The 18,001-nt window shown below is 70.1% G+C and carries 17 protein-coding genes, 1 tRNA gene and 1 other RNA gene; 12 read left to right on the top strand and 7 right to left on the bottom strand.

All coding sequences use genetic code 11. From position 1 onward, the window contains the following. Positions 1-60: 60 nt before the first annotated feature. The 3 genes from ACFQ87_RS24410 to ACFQ87_RS24400 are packed head-to-tail and all read right to left on the bottom strand — an operon-like array spanning position 61 to position 2,496. Positions 61-339 carry a peptide deformylase gene (locus tag ACFQ87_RS24410; RefSeq protein ID WP_380612919.1) on the bottom strand — a complete coding sequence of 93 codons (279 nt, stop codon included), beginning with the start codon at positions 337-339 and terminating at the stop codon, positions 61-63. Positions 340-397: 58 nt separating this feature from the next. Next, a complete protein-coding gene (locus ACFQ87_RS24405) occupies positions 398-1,720 on the bottom strand; it encodes a hypothetical protein (RefSeq protein WP_380612918.1) in 1,323 nt (440 codons plus the stop codon). A 14-nt stretch (positions 1,721-1,734) separates the two neighbouring features. Then, positions 1,735-2,496, bottom strand: coding sequence for a hypothetical protein (locus ACFQ87_RS24400; protein ID WP_380612917.1), 762 nt, complete (start codon positions 2,494-2,496; stop codon positions 1,735-1,737). A 60-nt stretch (positions 2,497-2,556) separates the two neighbouring features. On the opposite strand from ACFQ87_RS24400, the gene ACFQ87_RS24395 reads away from it, so the two are divergent. Continuing rightward, positions 2,557-3,387, top strand: coding sequence for a glycosyltransferase family 2 protein (locus ACFQ87_RS24395; protein WP_380612977.1), 831 nt, complete (start codon positions 2,557-2,559; stop codon positions 3,385-3,387). On the opposite strand, the gene ACFQ87_RS24390 is transcribed toward ACFQ87_RS24395, so the two are convergent. Further along, entirely contained in the window at positions 3,384-4,391 is a 1,008-nt protein-coding gene (locus tag ACFQ87_RS24390) for an NAD-dependent epimerase/dehydratase family protein (RefSeq protein WP_380612916.1), read from the bottom strand. The two genes, ACFQ87_RS24395 and ACFQ87_RS24390, sit on opposite strands and share 4 nt — an antisense overlap. A 40-nt stretch (positions 4,392-4,431) precedes the next feature. Beyond that, positions 4,432-4,689, bottom strand: a complete 258-nt coding sequence (locus tag ACFQ87_RS24385; RefSeq protein ID WP_380612915.1) for a hypothetical protein — start codon at positions 4,687-4,689, stop codon at positions 4,432-4,434. Positions 4,690-5,058: 369 nt separating this feature from the next. On the opposite strand from ACFQ87_RS24385, the gene ACFQ87_RS24380 reads away from it, so the two are divergent. Further along, entirely contained in the window at positions 5,059-6,465 is a 1,407-nt protein-coding gene (locus ACFQ87_RS24380; protein WP_380612914.1) for a hypothetical protein, read from the top strand. A gap of 23 nt (positions 6,466-6,488) precedes the next feature. Beyond that, positions 6,489-7,064 (top strand): GNAT family N-acetyltransferase, encoded by a 576-nt coding sequence (locus ACFQ87_RS24375; RefSeq protein WP_380612913.1) that lies wholly within the window; start codon positions 6,489-6,491, stop codon positions 7,062-7,064. A 769-nt stretch (positions 7,065-7,833) separates the two neighbouring features. Here the strand turns inward: ACFQ87_RS24375 and ACFQ87_RS24370 are convergent. After that, on the bottom strand, positions 7,834-9,384 hold the full coding sequence (locus ACFQ87_RS24370; protein ID WP_380612912.1) for a DnaB-like helicase N-terminal domain-containing protein: 1,551 nt from the start codon (positions 9,382-9,384) through the stop codon (positions 7,834-7,836). Between the two features lie 257 nt (positions 9,385-9,641). On the opposite strand from ACFQ87_RS24370, the gene ACFQ87_RS24365 reads away from it, so the two are divergent. The 4 genes from ACFQ87_RS24365 to ACFQ87_RS24350 all read left to right on the top strand — a co-directional run bounded on the left by ACFQ87_RS24365 (position 9,642) and on the right by ACFQ87_RS24350 (position 13,338). Beyond that, positions 9,642-10,121 (top strand): helix-turn-helix domain-containing protein, encoded by a 480-nt coding sequence (locus ACFQ87_RS24365; RefSeq protein ID WP_380612911.1) that lies wholly within the window; start codon positions 9,642-9,644, stop codon positions 10,119-10,121. 333 nt (positions 10,122-10,454) lie between these two features. Next, entirely contained in the window at positions 10,455-10,760 is a 306-nt protein-coding gene (locus tag ACFQ87_RS24360) for a helix-turn-helix domain-containing protein (protein ID WP_380612910.1), read from the top strand. A gap of 13 nt (positions 10,761-10,773) precedes the next feature. Continuing rightward, a complete protein-coding gene (locus ACFQ87_RS24355; RefSeq protein ID WP_380612909.1) occupies positions 10,774-12,015 on the top strand; it encodes a tyrosine-type recombinase/integrase in 1,242 nt (413 codons plus the stop codon). A 225-nt stretch (positions 12,016-12,240) separates the two neighbouring features. Next, the gene (locus tag ACFQ87_RS24350) at positions 12,241-13,338 is read left to right on the top strand and encodes a hypothetical protein (RefSeq protein ID WP_380612908.1); all 1,098 of its coding nucleotides are present in this window, start codon (positions 12,241-12,243) and stop codon (positions 13,336-13,338) included. A 135-nt stretch (positions 13,339-13,473) separates the two neighbouring features. On the opposite strand, the gene ACFQ87_RS24345 is transcribed toward ACFQ87_RS24350, so the two are convergent. After that, positions 13,474-13,561 (bottom strand) — tRNA-Ser (locus ACFQ87_RS24345). 107 nt (positions 13,562-13,668) lie between these two features. Between ACFQ87_RS24345 and ffs the strand changes: the two genes are divergently transcribed. The 5 genes from ffs to ACFQ87_RS24320 all read left to right on the top strand — a co-directional run bounded on the left by ffs (position 13,669) and on the right by ACFQ87_RS24320 (position 17,962). Then, positions 13,669-13,765, top strand: an RNA gene (ffs, locus tag ACFQ87_RS24340) — signal recognition particle sRNA small type. Positions 13,766-13,853: 88 nt separating this feature from the next. After that, a complete protein-coding gene (locus ACFQ87_RS24335) occupies positions 13,854-16,025 on the top strand; it encodes a DNA polymerase III subunit gamma and tau (protein ID WP_380612907.1) in 2,172 nt (723 codons plus the stop codon). Positions 16,026-16,091: 66 nt separating this feature from the next. Beyond that, a complete protein-coding gene (locus ACFQ87_RS24330; RefSeq protein WP_380612906.1) occupies positions 16,092-16,430 on the top strand; it encodes a YbaB/EbfC family nucleoid-associated protein in 339 nt (112 codons plus the stop codon). A gap of 247 nt (positions 16,431-16,677) precedes the next feature. Continuing rightward, complete coding sequence (gene recR, locus ACFQ87_RS24325; protein WP_355668740.1) at positions 16,678-17,277, top strand: recombination mediator RecR; 600 nt, start codon at positions 16,678-16,680, stop codon at positions 17,275-17,277. Next, positions 17,270-17,962 (top strand): DUF5063 domain-containing protein, encoded by a 693-nt coding sequence (locus ACFQ87_RS24320; RefSeq protein WP_380612905.1) that lies wholly within the window; start codon positions 17,270-17,272, stop codon positions 17,960-17,962. The genes recR and ACFQ87_RS24320 overlap by 8 nt, the downstream gene beginning before the upstream one ends. Positions 17,963-18,001 lie beyond the last annotated feature (39 nt).

Here is an 18,001-nt window from a genome sequence, read left to right as displayed (position 1 = left end):
GGTACCGAGGATCAAACCTTGCGAGTTTCACCGTAGCGATGATCACTGCCGCTGGCGGGCTTAACCCAGGATTGAGGGCGGAGGTCGCTGCAGGTCCCGCGCAGGTAGCAGGACGATGGCAGCGGCGCGGGGGATACCGATCTGTGGGGCGGCGAGGCCCATGCCCTTGGCGAAGGAGTGGACGCGGCCGATCCGGTCGAGGGCGGTGAACAGTTCGTCGACCACGGTCTGGGCGGCGGTGCCCTCGGTCGGCAGGTCGAACGGCTCGGCCGGGTGATTGAGGATGGGGGTGCCCTGTTGGACGATGCCGAGGGGCTGCATCTGCTGGCTGGGAGGCACCTTGAGCACCTGTTCGACGCGGCGACCTACGCGAAGCCAAACGGACCTCTGATCCACGCTACCGGCGGTGCCCTGCTGCCTTCCCCGTTTCGTCTCTGCGCATGGCGGTCATCGACAACTCGGCGAGGCGCGGGAGGAATTTCACGTCGAGCTGTTCCATCGGGTGCAGGAGGCCACGCTCGCAGGTCTCAGCGATCCACATCGCGTAGTTAGCTCGCGGGTAGGCGGGGTTGATGCCGACCTCTCCCTTCGGGACCGTCCCGTTGAACGGGGCGGGGATGCCCTCGGTGTTCCAATAGGCCCATGCCTCCATGGCCTTGGCCTGTTCGAAGGCGAGGTAGAGCTGCGGGTAGCGGCCGATGGCCCGTAGGTCGCGAAAGACGAGCTGTCCCAGCAACCCCGGCGCCGTTTTGGTGAGAGTGTCGAAGTCCGCGTGGTGGAAGGTGAAGGAGGCCGCGTCCTGGCCGGTGGCGAGCGCCACGGTGGCGAACAGGTGCGACAGGCGCCTCCTCGTGTACTGGGCGACTCCGGCGGTGAGGTCGGTTTCGATCCGGCCGACGAGGTCGAGGAGGCGGTCGTGTCCTGGGTTGAAGCGGGATAGGTCGAAGAGTTTGTCCATGCCCTGTACGGCGGTGAAGGCGAGCTGCTTGTAGAGGCGGTTGTTCATCTCCCCCAGCTCTGCGTAGGCCTTGGTCTCGTGGCTGGTGGAGTGGAGCATCAGGTACTCGGAGAGCACCTCGAAGTAGAGGTAGCCGAGGAACGGGAATGCTGGCACGGTGGCGGCGAGTTGGTCGATGAAGTCGGTGTCCGGCGTTGGTGTTCCGGTGGCGTTGGCGAGGGCGGTGTCGAGGAAGGGCGCCGTCGCCTGGATGCGTTGCAGGGCGGTGCGGCGGAGCTTGGCGTCCTCGTGCTCGGTGAGGAAGCTGCGGTGGGTGAAGTAGGTCCGCAGGTGGATGGCGCCGAGGCGGAGGTAGTTGATGCCCTTGGGTGGGGCCGGGGCGTCGGGGGTGATCTCGAAGACAAGGGTGCGGGTGTGCTTCTTGGTCTCCAGGAGGTAGGAGCCGAGGTTGTGGGGGCGCAGACCGGCGGGTTCCGGGGTGAGGGGCGCGCAGTAGAGGGCGGCCACGAGGCAGCCGCTGGAGGCGTAGAGGTGTCCGCTGGTGCGGATGGCGTCGAGGGCGACGGTGGTGTGCATCAGGTGGATGGGGCGGCCGGAGACGAGCGTCTCGGTCATGGCGTTGCCGCGTAGGAGCCAGCCGTTGGGGGTGTCGTGTTCGAGGTGGGATCGCCAGTCGGCTTCGGTCTCGGTGAGGCCGACGGGTCCGGGGCGGGTGGGGGTGGTGGTGTGGTCGGTGTGGGCGTTATCCCATTCGGCGTGCATGGCGCGGCCTCCTTCTAGCAGGTGGGGTCGAGGATCTGGCGGGCGTGGATGAGCGCTCCGTGGTTGCTGGCGCCGTCGAGGCGGGCCTGTTCGCTGCGGACGACCAGGTCGTGGGCGACGGCGTGGAGCCAGGCGGGCGGCACGAGCCGCAGGTGGGACGGGTCGGGCCACCAGCGGGCGAGGGGGAGCCGGTAGCGGTCCAGGCAATCGGCGGCCTTGAGCAGGTCGATCAGGTGCGGTGCTCGCTGGTAGACGCGGTTCTGCTGCACGGTGAAGCGCTCGTACGGCACGTCGTGGAGGCTGATGGCGGTAGCGGCCTGCGTGAGGGCGTCCTGCGGCAGCTCCCGGCCGACCAGGCCGGTGACGGCGGCCTGGTTGCGGGTGAACCATGCAGCTGCCCGCAGGCCGTGGCCGGGGTCGTCCCGGTCGTTGTGGCGCTGGCAGTCGTGGACGGCTGCGGCGACGCACAGCGCGGCTCTGTGGTCGCGGTCGAGCCCGTACTCCTGGGCGAGGACCGACGAGAGCAGCGAGACGCGGGCGTTGTGCCGGACGCCGTGGACCGAGTCGGCGCACCGGGGCTCCGCGAACCAGGTGACGTCCGGTACCAGCATGAGCGGCGGGTGTGGCAGGGTGGGCGGCGCGGCGGAGACCTCGGGCCGCATCCCGGTGATCCAGGTCAGTGTGGATTGGTCCATGACCTGGTGGTCCGGAAGCATCCGGTTCTCGGCGAGTTCTCTGAGCGACGCGGCGCCCGAGCGGTGTGTTCGTTGGGCCATGTCTGTTTCCTCGAAGGGATGGGTTCGGTGGGCTTGAAGCTGGGCGTGGCGGTTCTGACCATGGGCACGCGGCCGAAGGAACTGGCCGAGCTGCTGGCCTCGGTGGAGATGCAGACCGTCCCGGCCGCGAGGGTCGTGGTGGTTGCCCAGGGTTGCCCCCTGCCGGAGCTACCGGCGTGGGTGGAGGGCGTCGAGCTGGCCGAGAACCTCGGGGTGACCGGCGGCCGGAACGTGGCGCTGGAGCATCTGCGTGACGTGGACGTGGTGATCGACCTGGACGACGACGGCCTGCTGGTTGCCGACGACGTGTTCGCGAGGATCGAGGCCCTCTACGAGGCCGATCCCCGGCTGGGCATCGTGTCCTTCCGGATCGCCGACGAGACCGGGCTGACCCAGCGCCGCCACGTTCCCCGGCTGCGGGCCGGCGATCCGATGCGCGGTGGCGAGGTGACCAGCTTCCTCGGCGGCGGCCATGGGCTGTCGACGAAGATGCTGCAGCAGGTCGGGGACTGGCCGGACGCGTTCTTCTTCGCGCACGAGGAGACCGACATGGCCTGGCGGGCGCTCGACGCTGGCTGGAGGGTGCTGTACGCCCCGGAGCTGCTGCTGCAGCACCCGCGGACCAGCCCGACCCGGCACTCGTTCTTCTACCGGGTGAACGCCCGTAACCGCGTGTACCTCGCGCGCCGGCACCTGCCCGCTGTGCTGGTGCCGGTCTACCTCGGCGTGTGGGTGGCGCTCACGGTCGCCCGCACGCGGAATGCGGCCGGGCTGAAGGCGTGGTTCTCCGGCTTCGCCGAGGGCTGGCGCACACCGTGCGGTCGGCGCAAGCCGATGCGCTGGAGCGCGGTGTGGACCATGACCCGGCTCGGCCGGCCCCCGATCATCTAGGCCGCAGCCGCCCGGCGCATCCAATCCGGGATCGCGCCGGGGTTCGCCCGCAGCCAGGCCACGTAGCGAGCGACGCCCTCCTCGATGGTGGTCGCCGGCCGCCAGCCCAAAAGCTCCTCCATCCGTTCGACGGAGGCGTACCCGCCTTCGGGATCGCCGGGCGGCATCGGCGTCTCCGCGAGTTGCGTGTCGGGGTAGTGAGCGCGGACCAGTTCGGCGACCTGCCGGATCGACGTGCCGGTGCCCGTACCGATGTTCACCGTCTCGGTGTGCACGCGGGGCGAGGTCAGGGCGTGCAGGGTGCCCGTGGCGATGTCGTCGACGTGGACCAGGTCACGGATCTGGTGGCCGCCGCCGTTGAGTTGCAGCGACAGGCCGAGCGCGGCCCGCATGGCGAACCAGGCGACCACCCAGGAGTGGCTGTTCTCCTTGACGACCTGCGGTTCACCGTAGACCGAGAAGTACCGCACGACCGCGTAGGAGTGGCTGGCCTCCCCCAGCATTGCGGCGGTCTGGTACTCGCCCCACACCTTGCTGTTCCCGTACACCGACACCGGCGCGACGGCCGCATCCTCGACGAACCGCGGGCTGCCGTTGCCGTAGACGCTGGCCGAGGAGACGAACACCATGCGCTGCACCCGCGTGGAGGCGGCGACGGCGTCGAGGACGTGCTGGGTACCGATGATGTTGGAGCCGATGGCGTCCAACGGCCGGCGCGTGCAGGCGGCGACATCGGCCAGCGCAGCGGCGTGGATCACATAGTCGCACTCGGTGATCACTCGGTTCATCAGACCCGGTTCGGCGATGTCGCCGACGATGAAGTCCGGGTTGAAGGTGTCGATGCCGAATCGCTCGCGGTACACCTCGGGCGGGTAGGCGTCGAGCTTGCACACCGAGATGGCGCGTGCGCCGAGTCGGCGGAGCTGGGCCGTGATGCGGCTGCCGATCAGGCCGCCGGCCCCGGTGACCAGGACGGTCTTCCCGGCAAGCTGTTCAAGGGACATGAGGTGTTCCCTCCTGTGGTGAGCGTGGAGTGTTGGCGAATCAGTTGGCGCGGTGCCGCGGGCAGGCACAGTCAGGCCAGACCTCGATCCGGGCGACGTACTCGTCGGGGCCCGGGTTGGCGGCGATCACGCCGGAGTCGTCGTAGCGGGTGCCGTCCTTCGCGACGCTGAACGTGCGGATGGTCAGACCCGGGCGACGCCTGGCGCGAGTAGCACGGCCCTCTTCAGCAGTTGCGCTCGCCTTGCTATCCGCCGGGGACCGCGCTTCCGCCGTGCGTCGGGTCGTGACGTTGTCCATCGGATCCCTCCCATTGCCGGCCTCGGGCCGGTGTGCCCGTGGTGCTGGACGGGTGATTGGCAGGTGCTGGAAGCCGCCCAGATCTCACGCTTCGCTGTCAGTTGTGTGCGGATTGCGAAGTGTCGTCAGCATGGCGGCGGGCGGTTACGCATCGATACGACGTCGCTGCCGTCGTGGTGGCGTCGTCACTGGGCGCTGGTTGACATGGCCGACGACGTCGTGCGTCATGACCACCGTCATGACTGCCGCCATCTGGCCCGAGAGCCCTCCGGACGGGTTTCCTGCGGACCGGCCATGGCTATCGTCAGAGCAGACGAACGGGGACGGAGAGGATCCGCAGTGGCCGAAACCCCCACCCTCTTAAGGGTCTTGACGCTGCAGCGCCACTGGCAGGTCTACGAGACCTTCCGCCTCCGGTTCGAGGCGACGGCGAACTCGGCCGCCGAGCAGGAAAACGATCCCCGACTCCGGGGCCTGTCGGTTTCCAAGCGGCAGTTCGAGCGCTGGTACGGCGGCGCAGTGAAGACCCGCCCCTACCCGGACCAGTGCCGGGTGCTGGAGGCGATGTTCGGCGTCAGCGTCGACGTGCTCCTCGCGCCCGCACCGGCCCCGTCCCTGGCAGCGCCTGCGGTCGCCGACTCGTTCGTCATCCCGCCACAACGGCCGGTCCCTGTCCTACTCCCCTCCGAGCAGGCAGCGGTACTGCCTGCCGGCGGCCCGTCCAACAGCGAGACCCGTTTCGACGCGGGCACCACGGAATTGGAAAGGCAGGTCGCAATGGCGGCTCGTCGCGCACTTCGGTTCACCGCGATGGCAGAGGGCAGCAGCATCGGCCCGGAGACCCTGGGCCAGATCCACGACGAGGTCCGGCGGCTGACCGTCGCCTACCCGAGGCTGGCGCTGCCGACCCTGCTCGGCGACCTGGTCGAGGTACAGGACCTCACCTTCCGCCTCCTCGAACACGGCCGAGTCAAGCCCCTACAGGCCCGCGATCTGTACCTGCTCGCCGGGATCACCTCCGGCATGCTCGCCAAGGCAAGCCACGACCTGGGCAACCCGAGCGCCGCGATGATGCAGGCTCGCACTGCCTTCGTCTGCGCCGACAACGCCGACCACCACGCCATGCGCGCCTGGGTCCGCTCCCTCCAGTCGCTGATCTCCTACTGGGCGGGCCGCCCCGGCGAGGCCGCCGACTACGCCACCCTCGGGCAGAGCGCGGCTGGCGACGTCCACGGCACCACCAGCGTCTGGCTGGCCTGTCTCTCCGCCCGCGCCCACTCCCTCCTCGGCGACGGCGAGGCCACCCGCACCGCCATCCAGCAGGCCGAGGACGCCCGCGCGGCCGCCGAACCCGACGACCTCGACGCCTTCGGCGGCATCATGACCTTCCCCGTGCCCCGACAGCTCTACTACGTCGCCGAGGCCACCGTGCAGCTCGGCGAGGACGCAGCGCTCGGCGAGAGCCAGTCCGAGGCCGCCGTCGCCGCCTACCGCGACGCCTCCGAGGACGACTGGGCCTTCGGCGACGAGGCCGGCGCCCAGACCGACCTCGCCCTCGCCCGCATCGCCCGAGGCGAGGTCGAAGGTGCCGTTGAGGCCGTCCGCCCGGTACTCGACCTCCCCATCGAGCAGCGGAACTTCGGCATCGTCAGCAGCGCTCAACGCGTCCACGCCGCGCTGAGTGCCGATGGCCGTCGCAACGGCATTGTGGGCGTGAATCTGCAGCAGGAGATCGAGGCCTTTACCGCCACCCCGACCTCGGTCCTCGTCCGGTGACCCCACGGATAGGCTCCGCAGCCATGACCCCAGTTCACCTGGCCGGCCCCCGCCTGGCACTGCGCGAAGTCGAACCCGAGGACACCGACGCCCTCCTGGCCATCTACGGCGACCCGGAGGCTACCCGGCACCTCAGCTTCGAACCCCGCACCCGCGACCAGGTTCAGGCGATCACCGCCCGCTCCATCGCCTCCGCGAGCGCCACCCCGCGAACCGAGTACTGCCTCGCCATCACCCGGCTCGGCGAGCACCAGTTGATCGGCTACGCGCGCCTGGCCACCGAACCGCAGCAGGCCGCCACCATCGGCTTCGCCCTCCACTTGGCCGAGTGGGGCAAGGGCCTCGGCACGGAAACCGTCCACCTGCTGTGCGCGCTCGGCTTCAACGTCCTCGGCCTGCACCGCATCTGGGCAGCCCGCTCACCGCTCAACGAGGCCTCCGCGCGCACCCTGCTGCGAGCCGGCATGACCGAGGACGGGCGCATCCGCGACCACGTCTTCGTCCACGGCGCCTGGCGCGACTCGATCACCTACTCGATCCTGGAGCAGGAGTGGTCGCCGAACGGCGTGCTGGGAATCGCCGCCGATCACGAGAGCTGAGTCCTCGGGGATCTGTGCCTATCGGTCTGGCGGTGCAGCACCTCTGCGGCCTCCCGCTGGCGCTTGGCTCCGGGGTCTGTCCTCGCACCCCTGGGCGAGGGCAGATGCGTGCGGAGGGCGGTGAGACCGTCCGGTGCGACAACTTGCTCCGTCAGGAGCGAGCCGGGGTAAGGATGACTTACCCCACAACTTGCTCCGGCTTCCGGCGGTCTGACCTGGGTTCGGTCACAGGTGATCTCGTGTAGCCAGGAGCTGCCGATGCGCTGGCAGTGCTGTTCCTGGTCTTATGCAGAGTAGGTCAGGGGACGTTACGGCGTGCGGTGGAAGCTCGGAAATCTGCTTGAAGGCAGGGCGTTCACGGCGGGGCGTACACGCGAGCCCCCTTCTAGAAGGGGGCTCGCGCGTGAACGCTGGGTCGCGTGGACGGCGTGTACGCCTTCGTGATCGCTCTGCCTGCGGTTTCATCGTCGAGCGTGGACGGTGTGAGCGGCTCTCGCAGGGGCCTGCGCGGAAGGCGTGCGTGGACGGTCCCGTGTGCGGGTCCACGCCCGGAATGTGCCCCGTGGCGGCGATAATCCGCCTGTTCACCGGCGGGCCGGTTGCGACGGTCGGCGCTGCCCGCTGGCCGACGCGGTCACCCCGGTCAGTTCGGTCGGTCGCAGTGACCAGGGTGACCGGAACTCCGGTCACTGCGGTCGGTCAGTGCGACGGACTGACCGGAGACTCGGTTACTGCGCTGTCCCCGGTCACTCCTGTCACCGCGTGGCGGTCAGGAGACGGCGGCGATGTGCCGGGCGGAGGGGCGGTAACGGGCCTGCTGGCCGCCCCCGGCGCCGCCGGCGGTGCCTTCGGTCTTGACCGCCAGCCCGCTCTTGACCAGGCGGTCAAGGTGGCGGCGGGCCTTCTCGATGTCGGCACGGTCGGGGTTGGCCTCGCCGGTCAGGGCAGTCGCCAGGTCACGGGCGGTCAGACCGTCTGTGGCGGCGCGCAGGAGGGTGACCGGGTCCAGGGTCGGCTCGACGTAGGTGGTTCCGCGCTGGTGGTCGTGGACGACTGGTAGCGGGCCGATCTCGCCGGTCACGGTCTTGAGGTGGTGAATGGTGACCGCCGGGTCGCCGGCCTCTCCGGCGATGAACAGGACGCTGCCCGCTCCGGCGGTCAGCCAGGTTGAGCCGTACACCCGGTCCAGGGTGGGACGCTGGCCGCGTGGCGCGTCTGCGGTGGCCTTGCGCTGGTGGTGGAGCTCCATGATCTGGACGCCTGCGCGCAGGGCCCGCATGCGGGCGTTGTTGAAGGCGACGGCCAGGGAGTCGTCGACGAGGGTGCTGACCGCGTCCTTGAGGCTGTCGATGACGATGGTGTCGGCGCGGTGGGCGGCGGCGAGTTCGGCGAGGAGGTCGGGTTCCTTGTCGAGGGTGGCGGGGAGCGGTCCCTGCCACACGGCGAGGCGGTCGCGCAGGTGGGCCTCGTCGGCAGGCAGGATGCGGCGAGCCATGGCGCGGGCAATCTGCTGGGGGCGGTCCATGGCGAGGTAGAGAACGCGTTCTCCCTCGGCCACGGGGAGATCGAGGACGGCGGCCTGGAGGCCGAGGCGGGCGAGGACGACCTGGTGGGCGATGGTGGTCTTGCCGACGCCCGGCGCGCCGACGATCATCAGGCTTTCGCCGGAGGCCCAGGCGGTCTGTTCGCGGGTGCCCCACAAGGGTTCCTTGTCCGCGCCGGTCTTGGTGACGAAGTCCCAGCCGTTGACGATGTAGCGGGACAGGCGGCTGCTGCCGGAGGCCAGGGCGCGTTCGCGCTCGGCACGGATCTCGGTCTCGACGGCCGTACGGATCTCGTCCGGGTCGGCGCCCGGAGTCAGCGCATGCTGGACCGTGCGGATGCCGGTGGCATGCAGGGTCCGCAGTTGGGCGTCGCGGCGCACGATCTGCGCATAGTGGTCGGCGTTGTCGGCAGAGGGCGGTGCGGTGGCGACGAGCGTGTGGAGGTACGACGCGCCCCCGATGCGGGAGAGATCTCCCGATCCCCGCAGGTGGTCGGTGAGGGCGATGGGGTCGGTGGGCGCGTCCTCGGCGCGCAGGGCCAGGATCGCGCGCCAGATGGTCTCGTGGGCGGGCCGGTAGAAGTCGCCCGCGTCCAGAGTGCCGCGGACCTTCTCCACCGCCTGGTGGTTCAGCATGCAGGCACCGAGGACCGCCTGTTCGGCGTCGACGTTGTGCGGTGGTTCCCCGAGGGCGGGGCCAGCGTGAGCGTTCGACGCGTCGCCCCGTCGCCGGTCGTTGGATGACGGCTTTGACGGCGGGGCCGTAGGCTTGTCCACAGCGGTGTCCTCACTCGGAGGCGCTGGGCGGCTACCCGGTTCCTCCGTTGTCGACTGTTCCAGGGATGGGCGGTTTCGAGGTTCTGCTTCGGCCCTCGGCGTTCGTAGCGCCGGGGGCCTTTGTGTTGTCGCGATGCGGGGTGGCTGGCCCGGCTCGTCGATGCGTTTCGGCTTATTTGCGTTTCGCTTTGCATCACGTTAACGTCGTGCTCGACGCATTGCAAATGGGCTTAACGACGATGCATGGAGGGTTGGCCGTGGCTGATGAGGACCGGCGACAACGGCTGGAAGGGGAGGAGAACGTCGCCCGGCGGATCAAGATGGAGCGCGAGGCGCGTGGGTGGAGTACCGCCACGCTCGCCGATCGCCTGACCGAGGCCGGCTACCCGCTCAACCAGTCGGCGGTGTGGCGCATCGAGAGCGGTGAACCGCGTCGCAGGGTGAACCTGGACGAGGCCATCGGCTTCGCCAAGGTCTTCGACATCTCCCTGGACAACCTGGTCGGGCCACCCGAGATCGCTGCCAACGCCCACGTGAAGCGGTTGCTGGCGGAGTTTGCCGAGAGCTGGCAGAAGTCCGTCACCGCTCGCAAGGAGATGAATCGCGCCCGTGACGCGCTCGATGCCTACGGCGCAGCCCACCCGAACCTTGCCGAACTCATCAGCGCGATGATCACCCAGGTCGTGGCTGACGAGGCCGGCGCCCAGGGGCTCGCCGACCCGGGAACCGCGACGTAGCCCGTCGCTCCGAACGGGGCCCTGGCCACTTGAGGGCACCTGCTACACGCTGCTGGGTCCGCACGTCACTCCTGCCGCTAGCCCGATGTTGACCGACATCATGCTGGACGTCCGGTGGTTTGGTGCGGCCGGAATCAACCGCTAACGTCCCCTCCCGCCGGTCCGACTACGGGCTTTGCCAGCCCATGGAGCCTCGACCAGTCATGCCCTCCGCAGCCCCGGCGCTACGAACGCCGGAGGCCACAGCGCGGACCCGTAAAACCGAATCCGCCCATCCCTGGAACTTCGACAACGGCGGCGCATAGCCGAAAGCGCCGCTGGGATAGGACACCCATGTCCGAAACGCCGTTGGAACTTGCCCGAGTGGCCCACGCCCTCGGCACCACCGAGCGCGTCCTCCTCCGCCTGGTCGCAGATCAGTGCGGTGTTGCAGCAGACCCCACGCTCGTCGCCCTCACGGTCGAGGAAGCCGCTCGCCGACTCGGCGTCGGTCGGACGACGATGTACGCCCTGGTCTCCTCCGGCGAGGTCCCGTCCGTGACGATCGGTCGCCTCCGCCGGGTGCCCGCCGAGGCACTCAAGGGGTACATGGCCGCTCGTGCGGCTGCCGCCGCTTCGACCGTCGCGCTCGCGGCCTGAGCGGGGGAACCGAATGGCGAAGACCCGCAAGCCCAACGGCGACTCCTCGATCTACGAGGGCAGCGACGGCCGCTGGCACGGCCGCGTAACGGTCGGCGTGAAGGGCGATGGAACCCCTGACCGACGCCACGTCAGCGCCAAGACCCGCACCGAGGTCACGGCCAAGGTCCGCAAGCTGGAGAAGCTGCGCGACAACGGCACCGTGCCCAAGGCCGGCCAGAAGTGGACCGTGGGCAAGTGGCTGACCCACTGGATCACCGAGATCGTGCCCGGCACCGTTGGCGAGAACACCTACGCCGGATACGAGGTCGCCGTCCGCGTGCACCTCGTCCCCGGCCTCGGCGCGCACCGCCTGGAGAAGCTGGAACCCGAGCACCTGGAGCGCTTCTACAAGAAGATGCAGGCCGCCGGCAGCGCCGCCGGAACTGCCCACCAGGCCCACCGCACCATTCGTGTCGCCCTCGGCGAGGCCCTGCGGCGCGACCACCTCACCCGCAACGTGGCCACGATCGCCAAGGCCCCGAAGCTCGAAGAGGAGGAGGTCGAGCCGTTCGAGATCGAGGAGGTCCAGGCGCTCCTGGAGGCGGCGCGCAAGCGTCGCAACTCCGACCGCTGGATCTTCGCGCTCGCCCTCGGCCTGCGGCAGGGGGAGGTCCTCGGGCTCCAGTGGAAGGACGTCGACTTCAACCGTGGCGTCGCTTGGGTCAAGCGCGGCCGGCTGCGGCCCAAGTACCGGCACGGCTGCGGCGATCGCTGCGGGCGCAAGCCCGGCTTCTGCCCGCAGAAGGAGCCGATCCGCCGCGAGACCAAGGACACCAAGTCCCGGGCCGGGCGACGCGCGGTGCCGCTGCCCGAGCAGCTCGTCGTGATCCTCCGGCAGCACAAGGAGGAGCAGGGCCGCGAGCGGGCCCTCGCCCGGGACCTCTGGGTGGAGAAGGGCTACGTCTTCACCTCGGAGATCGGCGAGCCGCTCAACCCCAGCACCGACTACCACCACTGGAAGCGGCTCCTGCGCGAGGCCGGCATCCGGGACGGCCGCCTCCACGACGCCCGCCACACCGCCTCGACCGTCCTCCTCCTGCTCGGCGTGCCCGAGCGGATCGTCATGGCGATCATGGGCTGGTCATCGACCGCGATGGCCCAGCGCTACCAACACGTCACCGATCCGATGCTGAACGAGGTCGGCAAGAAGATCGGCGGGTTGCTCTGGGCTGGGGCAGCGGTCGATGAGTGCCAGGAACGGAGCGCCATCTGAGCTCGGCATGTTCCGAAGGACACGTCCGGGTCCTCGACCGAACCATGGTCGAGGACCCGGATGCACCTTTTGGGGCCTCGTGGGGAGGGCTGGGGCGAAAGCAGCCCGGCCTGCGCCGCCAGCTGGTAGGGATCCACGTCCTGCCAGATCGGGCAACCGCCTGCCAGGTTGGCGGAGCTTGCCGCATTATGTGGGCATATCAAGAGCGCATGCCCTAGGGGGGACATGGCCAACTCGCGCATGGACCGGATCGTCCGGTGGGTTGTGCGGTACTGGGTGAAGCGTCGTCGCAAGCGGCGCGCCGTTAACCGGCGTGCTGGCGAGGTATTGATGGTACGACTCGATCAGGCTTCTGACCAACTCGCTTTGCCGGACAGGACTTTGCCGCACACGCGTGCCGCTCTCTATGCGACGCGCGCCACGCTAGAGACCTTCCCATTCGAGCTGCTTCCGATCTTCGTGGTGCTGTTCGTCATCCCGATGAGGAGCCTTGGGGGCATGCAGCAAGCGCTGTCTGCCAGCGCTGAATGGTCGGGGCGTGAACACTTCGATGCCCTCAAGCACTTCCTTCAGTCCTACGCCAACGCCTTTGAGAACTTCCTGGCCACGCAAGGTCAGGCTCCGATGGCGGGGCTCTACGACTGGCTGGCGGTCTTCACGCTAGTGCTGCCGTCGGCACTCGCGATGTTTGTCCTTACGCCTAGGAGATTGGGTCGAGGAGCAGATCGTCGTTTCAGGCTGAACCTGGAGGTCCTTAAGGCTCTGGAAGCCTGCGGCCATGCCCAGGAGCTGCCTACGATCAGACGTCAGCGGAGTCTTCGCAAGCTCGACCGGGCGTGCCGACGAGTCGAAGAGCACGTGTTGAAAGCGCACCGTATGGTCGGCACGATCCCTCTCCGTTCCACCCGGCGAGCGCCGGCTCGCCAGCATGCAGCGCTGGTCGCCGGAATTTTGCGCCAGCAGGTGGCATGTTTGGACACTGCGCCGGAGAAGGCCTTCGCTGATCTCGGCGCGATGTTGGCCACGATCGGTGAGCAGTATGCGGCTGGCCAGGTCAGCGCTCTGCTGGACGTCAAGGCATACCCGGATGCGCAGCCGTTGTCGACCGTCAGGCAGGCGATCGGTGAAACAGTTCGGATCGCCGTGGCTCTGTCTGCTGCGACAGCTGCCGCGGCGGTGGCCGCCGCGATACTTCCTAAGCTTCCCGTCCCCGATCAGGCGCGTCCTTGGGTGACGTTCGGCTGCGCGGCCGTTGCGGCCCTCCTGACGTCCGGATGGAACATTTTCACGAAGGTCGTCGGCTTCGTGCCGGGCCGCCAGTAGTCCTCGGGCCATACACCGACCCCCAGGGGACGCGAGCAGGCCCCGAACTGCGAACTGAGACCAAAACTGAGACCACGGGACGACGAAGGCCCCGACCGCTGAGCGGTTGGGGCCTTCGTTATGGCTGGTCAGCCATGGCGGAGGATACGAGATTCGAACTCGTGAGGGGTTGCCCCCAACACGCTTTCCAAGCGTGCGCCCTAGGCCTCTAGGCGAATCCTCCGTGGGAGAGCTTAGTACATGTTTCGGGGTGCTCGCGACCAGCTATCCCGCAGGCCGGAGGTGGGGGTGGCCTGTGGATCGTCGGGGCCGGGATCCGGTAGTGTGGGTGTCAGCCCCTCGTGTGGCGTCATCTCTCTGAACCCCCCCAGGGCCGGAAGGCAGCAAGGGTAGGAGGGCTCTGGCGGGTGCACGGGGGGTCTTCGCGTTCCCCGGGCCGCGCGGGTCCGGACGGAGTGGGGGCCAAGGGTGAAGGGGCGACGCGTTTGTCGGTCCGTCCCGATATCGTCGGTGGTGTGTCCCTAGCCCTGTACCGCCGCTACCGCCCCGAGACCTTCGCGGAGGTCATCGGGCAGGAGCACGTGACCGCTCCGCTCCAGCAGGCCCTGCGCAACAACAGGGTCAACCACGCGTACCTGTTCAGCGGGCCGCGCGGCTGTGGCAAGACGACGAGCGCGCGCATCCTGGCCCGCTGCCTGAACTGTGAGCAGGGGCCGACGCCGACGCCCTGCGGAGAGTGCCAGTCCTGTCGGGACCTCGCGACCGGCGGGCCCGGCTCGATCGACGTGATCGAGATCGACGCGGCCTCGCACGGTGGTGTGGACGACGCGCGCGAGCTGCGCGAGCGGGCCTTCTTCGCGCCGGTGCACAGCCGGTACAAGATCTTCATCCTGGACGAGGCGCACATGGTGACCTCGGCCGGGTTCAACGCGCTGCTCAAGGTGGTCGAGGAGCCGCCGGAGCACCTCAAGTTCATCTTCGCGACCACCGAGCCGGAGAAGGTGATCGGGACGATCCGGTCCCGGACCCACCACTACCCGTTCCGGCTGGTCCCGCCCGGCACGCTGCGCGACTACCTGGCGGACGTCTGCCGCCGCGAGGACATCCAGGTCGAGGACCCGGTGTTCCCGCTGGTGGTACGGGCCGGCGCCGGCTCGGTGCGTGACTCGATGTCGGTCATGGACCAGCTGCTGGCCGGTGCCGGGGACGACGGCGTCACCTACCAGATGGCGACCGCGTTGCTCGGGTACACGGACTCCGCGCTGCTGGACGAGGTGGTGGACGCCTTCGCCGCGCACGACGGGGCGACGGTGTTCCAGGTGGTCGACCGGGTGGTCGAGGGCGGGCACGACCCGCGCCGCTTCGTCACCGACCTGCTGGAGCGGCTGCGCGACCTGGTGATCCTCGCCACGGTGCCGGACGCGGGGGAGAAGGGGCTGATCGACGCCCCGGCGGACCGGGTCGCGGTGATGCAGGCGCAGGCGGACGCGTTCGGCGCGGCCGAGCTGAGCCGGGCGGCGGACATCGTCAACACCGGGCTGACCGAGATGCGCGGCAACGCGGCGCCCCGGCTGCAGCTGGAGCTGATCTGCGCCCGGGTGATGCTGCCCGGCGCGTACAGCGACGAGCTGTCGCTGCAGGCGCGTCTGGACAAGCTGGAGCGGCGGGCGGCGGCCGGTGGGTTCGCCGCGGCGGCGGGAGTGGCGCCGATGGCTCCGATGGCCGCTCCGGTGGGCGTCCCGTCGATGGAGGTGCCCGCGCCCGTCCCGGCCCCGGCCCCGGTGGCCGAGGCCGTCGCGCCGCCGGTGGCCGCCCCCGTGCAGCCCGCCCCCGTGCAGGCTCCGCCGCCCCCGGCCCCCGCCGGGCCCGCGCCGGGAGCCTGGCCGATTCCGCGCAGCTTCCCGCCCGCGGGAGGCGCCCCGGCCCCCGCCGCGTCTCCCGCGTCACAGCCGCAGGCCGCCCCGGCGCCCGCGCCCGTCGCGGCACCGGCACCGGCACCGGCACCGGTCCCCGTGCCCACGCCCGCCCCTGCGGTGGCCGCCCCCGGCGGTCAGCCGTCCGCGGCCGCGCAGCAGGGCGCCGCGCAGGTCCGGCAGCTGTGGCCGCAGATCCTGGAGGCGGTGAAGAACCGCCGCCGCTTCACCTGGATCCTGCTCAGCCAGAACGGCCAGGTGGCCGGGTTCGACGGCAGCGTGCTCCAGGTGTCGTTCATCAACGCCGGCGCCCGGGACAGCTTCGTCGGCAGCAACAGCGACGACGTGCTGCGTCAGGCGCTGGCCGACGCGCTGGGCGTGGACTGGCGGATCGAGTGCATCGTCGACCCGTCCGGCGGTGCCGGCGCGGCCCCGAGCGCCGCCCCGGCCGGTGGCGGCTGGGGGGCCCCGGCCCGTCCGGCGGCCGCCGCGCCGCCGATGGCCGCCCCCGCCCCCGCGCCGGCCCCGGCGCCGGTCCAGCAGGCCCCCGCCCCGGTGCAGCCCCAGCCCCAGGCGCCGGCCCCCGCGCCGGTCCAGGCCCCGCCGCCCGCGGCGGTGCCGCAGGCCCGTCCGATGCGGTCGGTGGCCCCGGAGGACGACATCCCGGAGGAGGACGACCCGGACCTCAACGAGGAGGCGTTCTCCGGTCAGGAGCTGATCATCCGCGAGCTGGGCGCCACGGTGCTGGAGGAGATCCACCACCGCGGCAACTGAGCGGGCCCCGGGCCCGTAGGCTCGGCGGTGACGAACGACCAACCGCATGACAGCAAGGAGTGAGCCGTGTTCCCCGGTGGCGGTCAGCCCAACATGCAGCAGCTGCTCAAGCAGGCGCAGAAGATGCAGGAAGAGCTCGCCAAGGCCCAGCAGGAGCTGGCCGAGGCGAAGGTGAACGGTACGGCGGGCGGCGGCCTGGTCGAGGCCACCGTGACCGGTTCCGGTGAGCTGGTGGCGCTGACCATCGCCCCGGCCGCCGTCGACCCGGAGGACACCGAGACCCTGGCCGACCTGATCCTGGCGGCCGTTCGGGACGCCAACCAGGCCGCCCAGAAGATGCAGGCCGAGCGGATGGGCCCGCTCACCCAGGGTCTGGGCGGCGGCATTCCCGGCCTGCCGTTCTGATCTGACACAGATCAGCGCCACAGGTCTGCGCCGCAGGTCAGCACGCAGGTCAGGGCGCAGGCAGGGCAGAGGGGGAGCACGGGCCAGGGCGCCGATCAGCGCCCGGTCTGTACAGCAGACGGTCTGGAGTTCACACGACGGACCCATGTGATTTCTGTGGGAGTCGGGCGTCGGGCGGTGTGTCCGGCGCCCGATTCGTTGGATGATGGCACCGGAGCACCACCGACCATCCGAGGGAAGGCGCGACGTGTACGAGGGCGTGGTTCAGGACCTGATCGACGAACTGGGTAGGCTGCCCGGCGTCGGGCCCAAGAGCGCGCAGCGGATCGCCTTCCACGTGCTGCAGGCCGACCCGACGGACGTGCGCCGCCTCGCGCACGCGCTGCTGGAGGTCAAGGACAAGGTCCGCTTCTGCGTGGTCTGCGGCAACGTCGCCGAGGCCGAGCAGTGCCGGGTCTGCCTGGACCCGCGCCGCGACCTCGGCGTCATCTGCGTGGTCGAGGAGCCCAAGGACGTCGTCGCCATCGAGCGCACCCGTGAGTTCCGCGGCCGCTACCACGTGCTGGGCGGCGCGATCAGCCCCATCGAGGGCGTCGGCCCGGACGACCTGCGCATCCGCGAGCTGCTGTCGCGCCTCGCGGACGGCACGGTCACCGAGCTGATCCTGGCCACCGACCCCAACCTGGAGGGGGAGGCGACCGCCACCTATCTGGCCCGGCTCTGCAAGCCGATGGGCCTGAAGGTGACCCGCCTGGCGAGCGGACTGCCCGTCGGCGGGGACCTGGAGTACGCGGACGAGGTCACCCTCGGCCGCGCCTTCGAAGGGAGACGACTGCTCGATGTCTGACCGGACGATCAACCAGCAGCCCCACGGGGAGCCCGAGACCCACGCCCCGCACACCCACGGCCACGGCTCGGAGCCGGACGACTTCGCCGTGCAGATCGCCGACTCGGTGGAGAGCTTCGTGCTCGCCGTCACCGAGGTCGCCAAGGGCGACGAACCGGGCAGCGCGGTCTCGCTGCTGCTCCTGGAGGTCTCCCAGCTGCTGCTGGCCGGCGGCCGGCTGGGCGCCATCGAGGACGTCGTCCCCGAGGACCGCTTCGAGCCCGACGCCGGTCCCGAGCCGGACGGCGAGCAGCTGCGCGAGCGCCTCGCCGCGCTGCTCGCGCCGATCGACGTCTACCACGAGGTCTTCGACCCGTACGGCCCGCCGGAGAAGCCGAACGCCTTCCGGATCTCGGACGACCTGGCCGGCGTGGTCAGCGAGCTCCAGCACGGCCTGACCCACTACCGCGAGGGCCGGGTCAGCGAGGCGCTGTGGTGGTGGCAGTTCTCGTACCTCTCCAACTGGGGCACGACCTGCACCGCGGTGCTGCGGGCGCTGCAGTCGCTGATCGCCCACGTCCGGCTGGACAGCCCGATCGGCGCGGTGCCCGACGGTGCGGACACCGACGACGACGGTCTCACCGACGAGCAGCTGGAGCAGCAGGCCGGCGATCTGATGGCGGCCGAGCTCGGTCTCGGGCGGTGACCGTCCGGGCGGTGGCCCGCGGCGGACATGTGACGCATG

This window comes from Kitasatospora sp. NPDC056531 (assembly GCF_042794375.1).
Lineage (GTDB): Bacteria > Actinomycetota > Actinomycetes > Streptomycetales > Streptomycetaceae > Kitasatospora.
Note: the sequence above shows the minus strand (reverse complement) of the source record. Positions and strands in the feature narration are given on the sequence as shown.